A 6,628-nucleotide genomic window follows, 5' to 3' on the forward strand; every position below is an offset into this window, starting at 1 on the left:
CATGGCGAGAAATTCCGGCGTCTCTTCCAGCGTCCGGCGCAGCAGGAAAATGAAGGGAATGATCAGGCAGCCGATGAAAAACGGAATGCGCCAGCCCCAGGCGGCGACGGTGTCGGCCGGGATCAGTTCGCTCAATGCAAAGCCGATGATGGCGGCGACGAAGATCGCGACCTGCTGACTGGAAGACTGGAACGAGGTGTAGAAGCCGCGATTGCCCGGCGTTGCGATCTCAGCGAGGTAGACCGACACGCCGCCGAGTTCGACGCCGGCGGAAAAGCCCTGCAGCAAGCGGCCGACCAAGACAATGACCGGTGCAGCGAGGCCGATCGTGGCATAGGTCGGACAGAAGGCGATCGTGACGGTGCCGATCGCCATGATCGTCAAGGTCAGGATCAGGCCCTGGCGGCGGCCGATCCGGTCGATATAGGCGCCGAGCACGATGGCGCCCACGGGACGCATCAGGGCGCCGAGCCAGAACACGCCGAACGTGTTCAGCAGCGCGGCGGTTTCGTTCTGGGCCGGAAAGAATGCGGTCGCGATATAGCGGGCGTAAAAGCCGAACAGGAAGAAGTCGAACTGTTCGAGAAAATTGCCGCTGGTGGAACGGAGAATGGCGCCAATTCGTGACTTGAGCTCAACGGGCGGCGAACTGGACGACGGCGTCATTAATGGTCTCTCCCTGTATCCCACGCACCGTTAGCCCAAGGCGGGCGCGCGCGGGTTATCGTGTCGCGGCAATCTGCCATGCTGGTGCTCCGATTCCAACATTCGCTGACCTGCGCAGGGCTCTTTTCGCGATGTGGGAATTAGAGGAGCACGGCCGACCGGCCGCAATCAGGCGACCTTCAAGCCGCCTTGCACCGAAGCCAGCAGCCACCGCCGGAACGCCGCCAGTTTTGGCGATTCGGCCCGTGCCTGCGGCGAGACCAGATAGAAGCCGGCATCGGCGGGCAGCGCGATCTTGAACGGCACCACAAGGCGGCCCTTGGCGATATCGCCCTCGACGTAGGTGGTCCGGCCCAGTGCCACGCCCAATCCGTCGATCGCGGCCTGCACGGTCATCAGGATCAAATCGAAGCTCAGGCCCGGTTGCCTGGAGATGTCCGACGGCAGGCCGGCCGCCGTCAGCCACAGTCGCCAGTCGTCGTCATAGCCCCCGCTGGTGTGCAGCAAGGTGTGATGGGCCAGGTCCTCCGGCGAGCGCAGCGGCTTGCCGCCTTTCAACAGATCCGGGCTGCAAACCGGAAACAGTTCGTCGGCGGTCAACCAGTCGGCGCGCAGGCCGGTCCAGTGCCCGCGGCCATAGCGGATCGCGGCATCGACATCGTCGCGGCGGAAATCGACCAGACTGGTAGAGGAGGTGATGCGGACGTCAATCTCGGGATGTGCCTGCTGGAAGCTGGACAGCCGCGGCAATAGCCACTTCGCCGCGAAGGATGCCAGCGTCGAGACCGTCAACACGCGGTCGCCGTCCTTGCGCAACAGCCGATCGGTGGCGAGCCTTAAATCGTTGAAGGCGGCGCGAATGCCCGGCAGGTACTCTCTGGCTTCCACCGTCAGCGTCAGGCTGCGGTTCTGGCGCACGAACAGGCGGATCCCGAGTTCGGCTTCCAGCCGCCGGATCTGATGGCTGATCGCCGTCTGCGTGACATTGAGCTCTGCGGCGGCTGCCGTGAAGCTGAGGTGCCGGGCAGCCGCCTCGAAGGCGCGTAATCCGTTGAGCGAAGGGAGACGGGCGGCCATCGGCATTCCCAGTATATGAATTTATCTCATGAATTATGGCTCGAAGTGTCGTTTGCCGCAATGCCAAATTGGCTCCATATTCGCGCGAATCGTAGGATTCAGGAGGGCGGAATGTCCCTTTGCCTATCCGATACTGTGACAAATAATCATGATTCGGGTGTTTTGGCCCGTCTCGGCCGCCAGCTTCGTGTCTGGGCTGGCCGCTGGCAGCAGCGTCACGAGCTGACCCATTGGTCCGATCGGGATCTGCATGACGTCGGGCTGTCCTGGAGCGAGGTGATCCGCGAAGCCGAAAAACCATTCTGGCGGGCTTGAACGCCGCTACGGCTGGCGTTGCTTCATTTCGAGGGACGCCGGCCCAATTCCCTTCTCGGGTGGAGGCCGCCATGGCCACGATCAGTCTCTTCGAACATCCACGGCACACCGATCATCTCAGACTTCGCGACGGCAGGACGCTGACGGTTCGCTTCGTCGGCGCCGATGAAGGCGAGGCGCTGCAACGTTACTTCCGCAATCTCTCCCTCAGTTCGCGCCATAGTCGCTTTTTGGGCGCGATGAGCGAGTTGCCGCCGCGCGAGCTCGGCCATTTCCTTCGAGTCGGAGAGAACAACCGCTTCAGCGTGATCGCGACGGTGGCGACGAATGGCCGCGAGACCATCGTCGGTGAAGCGCGTTATGGGCTTGACACCGCAAGCCGACGTTTCGAATTCGGGATTTCCGTCGACGATCTTTGGCAGCGCCTCGGCATTGGCTCGGCCCTGATCGCCAATCTCGAGTGCCGCGCTGCTGCGCTCGGCGCGCGCGTGATGTTCGGCGAAACCTTGCGCTCCAACGAGAAGATGATTTCACTGGCGCGCAAGCTGGGTTATGGCTTCGCCCGTCACCCTGACGACTGGAAGCTGGTGCGCTTCGAAAAAGAAATCGATGCGGTCGCCGAAGAATTTCCCTGCGCAAGTTGGAAACTGGTGGCTCAGCAGCGCGCGATCGAGGCGGTGGCCTAGTCCTTCTTCGTCATTCCGGGATGCCATGTTGCGGTGGAACGACTGGGGAGATGGGTTCCGGGTTCACGCAAGCGCGCGCCCCGGAATGACATCTCAAAATTTCTCCACCCAGGGCCGCAATTCCACTTCCCAGCTCCAGGCGCTGCGCGGCTGTTGCAGCACGTTCCAGTAGCTCAACGCAATCGCATCGGGATCGAGCATGGAATCCGGCTGGTCGGCGGGCTCGACACGGGCGGCGCTGCGAATTCCGCCATCGATCACGAAGTGCGCGACATGAATGCCTTGCGGCGATAGCTCTCGCGCCATGCTCTGCGCCAGCCCGCGCAACGCAAACTTCCCCATCGCAAACGGCGCGGACTGTGCGTAGCCCTTGACGCTGGCGGAAGCGCCGGTGAACAGGATGGCGCCGCGCTTGCTCGGCAGCATGCGTTTCGCGGCTTGCTGGGCCACCAGGAAGCCGCCGAACGCGCTGACGGCGATCGCCTGCGCGACGTCGGCGGGCACCAGATCGACGAAGGGGCCGCGCGTCCGGCCGCTCGCATTATAGACTACCAGGTCGGGAACGCCGATCTCGCGCTCCATAAGGCCAAACAGCCGTTCGACTTCGTCGGGATCGGCGGCGTTACAGGCATAGGCGCGCGCGCCGGTCTCTGAACACAGCGCGCCGAGCTTTTCGATGCTACGCGATGCCAGGGCGACGCGAATCCCTTCGCGCGCAAACAGCCGCGTCAGCGAGGCGCTGATACCGGCGCCAGCCCCGACGATCAGGGCATTCTTGAATTTCGGGCTCTCCATCGAATGTTCCTTGTTTTTTGCGGGACGCGGGGTCGCCTCAACAGATGAGGAAGCGGTCGGCAGATTTCAATGCAACCGCATGGGAAATCGTGAGTGCCAAGTCCAATTCGTTGCCGGACGACGGATTCCCCGATCGCGGCGTGCCGCAACGGCGTTCATGCATTGAGGTGCCCGCCAAACAAGGTTGGGCCTTGGCATGCTAGCCGTGCCCTGCAGAATTGATTCGAATCAACGTGCTGTCCGAGACGCCGTGCTTGCTTCAGGCTCGAATCCAGACAGGCGAGGTGAGAAATGAGGTGCGTAATCAAATTGAAGGATGGCAGCGCGATGGAAAGAGCGGCTGCCGCGCTCGCGAAGTATCAATATCACGCTAACGGCGAGCCGGTCGCCCCCGAGGCGCATCCGAGCGACTGGAAGAACTGGCTTCTCGAGATTGATACCACGGAATTGCAGGCGATCCGCGATCACGTCGAGGACGGCGATATCGTGGAGACAAAACCGATCCATGAGCCTGCGGGCTTCGAGCTGCACTGAGGCGGCGCGGCGTGCGGCCATGGAAGGCGCGCCAGCCGGTGTTCGGTTGCCGTGTTGAGCTTTACGCAGCACCGATGAGTATCCCGACGCCGAGCACGATGGCGCCGCCCAGCACGATCTGAAACACCGCCTGGAGGAACGGCGTATCCATGTAGCGCGCGCGGATATAGGCGATCGCCCACAGCTCGAAGAAGACCACGATGCCGGCGATGGCGGTCGCAATCCAGAATGCGTTGGTCCAGTGGTCGGGCACCAGATAGGGCATGGTATGGCCAAGCCCGCCGAGCGCGGTCATGAGGCCGCAGGTCAGACCGCGCAGCCAGGGCGAGCCGCGCCCGGTGAGCGAACCGTCATCCGACAAGGCTTCGGCAAAACCCATGCTGATGCCGGCGCCGATCGAGGCGGCGAGGCCGACGAGAAAAGTCTGCCAGTTCTGGTGCGTGGCGAACGCGGCGGCGAACAGCGGCGCCAGCGTCGACACCGATCCATCCATCAGTCCGGCAAGACCCGGCTGCACATATTGCAGCACGAAGACGCGCCGGCGCGTCTTGTCTTCCTCGGCGCGCACGTCGGGGGTGAGAATCTCGTTGGTCAGTTTAGCCGCGACGTTCTCATGGCCTTTTTCGGCTTCGGCGAGATCGGCGAGCAGCCGGCGAACGCCGACATCCTGGGTCTGTTCGGCCGCCTTGATGTAAAATCGCTCGGCCTCGAACTCCATGGTCGCGGCTTCCTTGCGGATCGCGTCGAGCGAGAGGTTCTTGGTCAGCCAGATCGGGCGTCGGCGCAAAAAGCCTTTGACGTTGTCGCGGCGGATCGGCGGCAGATTGGGGCCAAAGCGCTTCTCGTACATCTCGAGCAGCATGTGGCGATGGCCTTTTTCCTCCTCGGCCATCTGCTCGAACAGTCTTGCCGATTCCGGATAACGCTCCGCGAGGTCCTCCGCGAAACTCATGTAGATCCGGCTGTCTTCTTCCTCGGCGGCGATCGCTACCGCCAGGACCTCGCGCTCGGTCAGATCGGCAAAATTCTTCACGGTGTGGACCCCCGGGATTAATTTAGAATAATTCTAAATCGATATAGCGACCGCTGTCGCAGAGGTCAATTCGTGCACTTCCGATAAAGACGCGCCCCCTGAGGAACCGTTGCGGTTCCTCATCCGTTTCCGTGACTGCCCGTCGGGAAACACGCATGCAAAAAGTCAAATACCGCCTCAACGATCCGCGGCTCGCGCCGCGTCGAACCAAGCTTGAGATTCCCGGATGGGCCGGCTCACGCGAGCCACGCGCCAACGGCTCGCGCGAGCAGGTGTGGCATTGCGTGCCGTTCTCCGAAGGCGCGCAATACGGCATTGAGCTGTTTTATCCTTACGAGAACGAACTGCACGTCAGCACCAGGGGCGGTCGTCTGATTTTGGAAAGTGAATGGGGCGATCCGCCGGACGGCGACGCGAACTGGCCACCATTCCGGAATTTCGGTGACGCCTTCTACACCTACCAGATCCTGATCGACCTCAAGGTCGAGAAGGGCATGGCGATCAGGACCGAGCCGCATCCGCGTTTCTATAACGATCGAACCGGCACCGTTCCGATCGCCGTTCCGGCCTTGATCCGGAACTGGTGGCCGATGCTGTTCTTTTGCGTGTTCAAGTCGCCGGATGAAGGGCGCACCCACATCTTCAGGCCGAGAGAGCCGTTTGCCCAGATCATTATCATCCCTGAGGAAGCCCATTTCGAGCTTGAACCGATGGACGAAGAGGAGTTTGCCGAGCGCGAGCTGCAATCGCGTCGCATCTATAACAGCCGGCCAACGCTGTCGGCCGGAACTGAATGGGTCTCGTCGACCGATACGGTGTTCGATGGCACCTATCGGCATCTTCATCGCGCCGCGAAAGAAAAAGCACGGCAACCATAGCGCTCCCGCCGAACGCAGCCATAAGAAAACAGGACCCAAATGGGTCCTGTTCGCGTTGCGTCTGCCGACTAGTAGTAATGACGACGGTACCAGTGGTGGTGATGATGGTGATGGTGGCGCCACCGCCGCCAGAAGTGATGGTGATGATGGTGGTGGTGATGATGATAGTAGTACTGCGCGAGCTGAACATTTCCTTCCGCCGTTGGCGCGGGCCGGGATTCGTCGGCCACTTTCAAGACTGCCGCGGCGTTGGGAATTGGTTCCAGCAATTCGGCGAACGAATTGGCTCTCAATGTCTCGGTTGGAGCTTGCGGTGTTGGTGCGGCCTGAGCCGCGTTCATTGCGCCGAGCGTCGCGACCGCGCCCAGTAGCCCAGCTATCCTCTTCTCCATTTATCTCCTCCTTGATCTCGGGCACATGACCCATCAGCAGCCAACGCCGCGGAACCTGCGATCGTTCCTGGAGGCCTGTCTGGGAACATGATGAAAGAACGATTTAAAGCGTCTCGGCCGCGGCTTTCAGAAACGCCAACAGCAGGCGGCTGACCTCTTCCGGCTGCTCCTGTTGCACCCAGTGTCCGGCGCCTTCGACGAGGTGAACGCCGATCATGCGTGTGCAGGCCGTCGTCTGCATCGCCTCGAACA

At 61.8% G+C, this 6,628-nt stretch carries 9 protein-coding genes and 1 pseudogene; 4 read left to right on the forward strand and 6 right to left on the reverse strand.

All coding sequences use genetic code 11. From position 1 onward, the window contains the following. Together VFL62_RS01900 and VFL62_RS01905 are read right to left on the reverse strand one after the other, a co-directional pair. The coding region (locus VFL62_RS01900) for an MFS transporter (RefSeq protein ID WP_325170686.1) at nt 1–666 on the reverse strand (666 nt) is incomplete at its 3' end. Nucleotides 667–834: 168 nt separating this feature from the next. Then, entirely contained in the window at nt 835–1,743 is a 909-nt protein-coding gene (locus VFL62_RS01905) for a transcriptional regulator GcvA (RefSeq protein ID WP_325170687.1), read from the reverse strand. 111 nt (nt 1,744–1,854) lie between these two features. Here VFL62_RS01905 and VFL62_RS01910 point away from each other — a divergent pair, with 111 nt between their 5' ends. Further along, complete coding sequence (locus tag VFL62_RS01910; protein WP_325170688.1) at nt 1,855–2,058, forward strand: DUF1127 domain-containing protein; 204 nt, start codon at nt 1,855–1,857, stop codon at nt 2,056–2,058. A gap of 71 nt (nt 2,059–2,129) precedes the next feature. Further along, on the forward strand, nt 2,130–2,744 hold the full coding sequence (locus tag VFL62_RS01915; protein WP_325170689.1) for a GNAT family N-acetyltransferase: 615 nt from the start codon (nt 2,130–2,132) through the stop codon (nt 2,742–2,744). A 93-nt stretch (nt 2,745–2,837) separates the two neighbouring features. On the opposite strand, the gene VFL62_RS01920 is transcribed toward VFL62_RS01915, so the two are convergent. Continuing rightward, nucleotides 2,838–3,539 carry an SDR family NAD(P)-dependent oxidoreductase gene (locus VFL62_RS01920; RefSeq protein ID WP_325170690.1) on the reverse strand — a complete coding sequence of 234 codons (702 nt, stop codon included), beginning with the start codon at nt 3,537–3,539 and terminating at the stop codon, nt 2,838–2,840. Between the two features lie 327 nt (nt 3,540–3,866). On the opposite strand from VFL62_RS01920, the gene VFL62_RS01925 reads away from it, so the two are divergent. After that, on the forward strand, nt 3,867–4,073 hold the full coding sequence (locus VFL62_RS01925) for a hypothetical protein (protein ID WP_325170691.1): 207 nt from the start codon (nt 3,867–3,869) through the stop codon (nt 4,071–4,073). A 61-nt stretch (nt 4,074–4,134) separates the two neighbouring features. Here VFL62_RS01925 and mbfA read toward each other — a convergent pair whose 3' ends face one another. Further along, complete coding sequence (gene mbfA / locus VFL62_RS01930; RefSeq protein WP_325170692.1) at nt 4,135–5,106, reverse strand: iron exporter MbfA; 972 nt, start codon at nt 5,104–5,106, stop codon at nt 4,135–4,137. 155 nt (nt 5,107–5,261) lie between these two features. Between mbfA and VFL62_RS01935 the strand changes: the two genes are divergently transcribed. Next, on the forward strand, nt 5,262–5,984 hold the full coding sequence (locus tag VFL62_RS01935; protein ID WP_325170693.1) for a hypothetical protein: 723 nt from the start codon (nt 5,262–5,264) through the stop codon (nt 5,982–5,984). Between the two features lie 68 nt (nt 5,985–6,052). Here VFL62_RS01935 and VFL62_RS01940 read toward each other — a convergent pair whose 3' ends face one another. Both VFL62_RS01940 and VFL62_RS01945 read right to left on the reverse strand, forming a co-directional pair. Continuing rightward, nucleotides 6,053–6,376 carry a hypothetical protein gene (locus tag VFL62_RS01940; RefSeq protein WP_325170694.1) on the reverse strand — a complete coding sequence of 108 codons (324 nt, stop codon included), beginning with the start codon at nt 6,374–6,376 and terminating at the stop codon, nt 6,053–6,055. Between the two features lie 103 nt (nt 6,377–6,479). Further along, a pseudogene (locus VFL62_RS01945) lies at nt 6,480–6,628 on the reverse strand (alpha/beta hydrolase); the annotation flags it as partial.

This window comes from Bradyrhizobium sp., from assembly GCF_035701725.1.
GTDB lineage: Bacteria > Pseudomonadota > Alphaproteobacteria > Rhizobiales > Xanthobacteraceae > Bradyrhizobium.

Coding starts and splice junctions, on each gene's coding strand:
- VFL62_RS01905 (WP_325170687.1), bottom strand. CDS start 1,743: ATGGCCGCCCGTCTCCCTTCGCTCAACGGATTACGCGCCTTCGAGGCG.
- VFL62_RS01920 (WP_325170690.1), bottom strand. CDS start 3,539: ATGGAGAGCCCGAAATTCAAGAATGCCCTGATCGTCGGGGCTGGCGCC.
- VFL62_RS01925 (WP_325170691.1), top strand. CDS start 3,867: ATGGAAAGAGCGGCTGCCGCGCTCGCGAAGTATCAATATCACGCTAAC.
- VFL62_RS01915 (WP_325170689.1), top strand. CDS start 2,130: ATGGCCACGATCAGTCTCTTCGAACATCCACGGCACACCGATCATCTC.
- VFL62_RS01935 (WP_325170693.1), top strand. CDS start 5,262: ATGCAAAAAGTCAAATACCGCCTCAACGATCCGCGGCTCGCGCCGCGT.
- VFL62_RS01940 (WP_325170694.1), bottom strand. CDS start 6,376: ATGGAGAAGAGGATAGCTGGGCTACTGGGCGCGGTCGCGACGCTCGGC.
- VFL62_RS01910 (WP_325170688.1), top strand. CDS start 1,855: ATGTCCCTTTGCCTATCCGATACTGTGACAAATAATCATGATTCGGGT.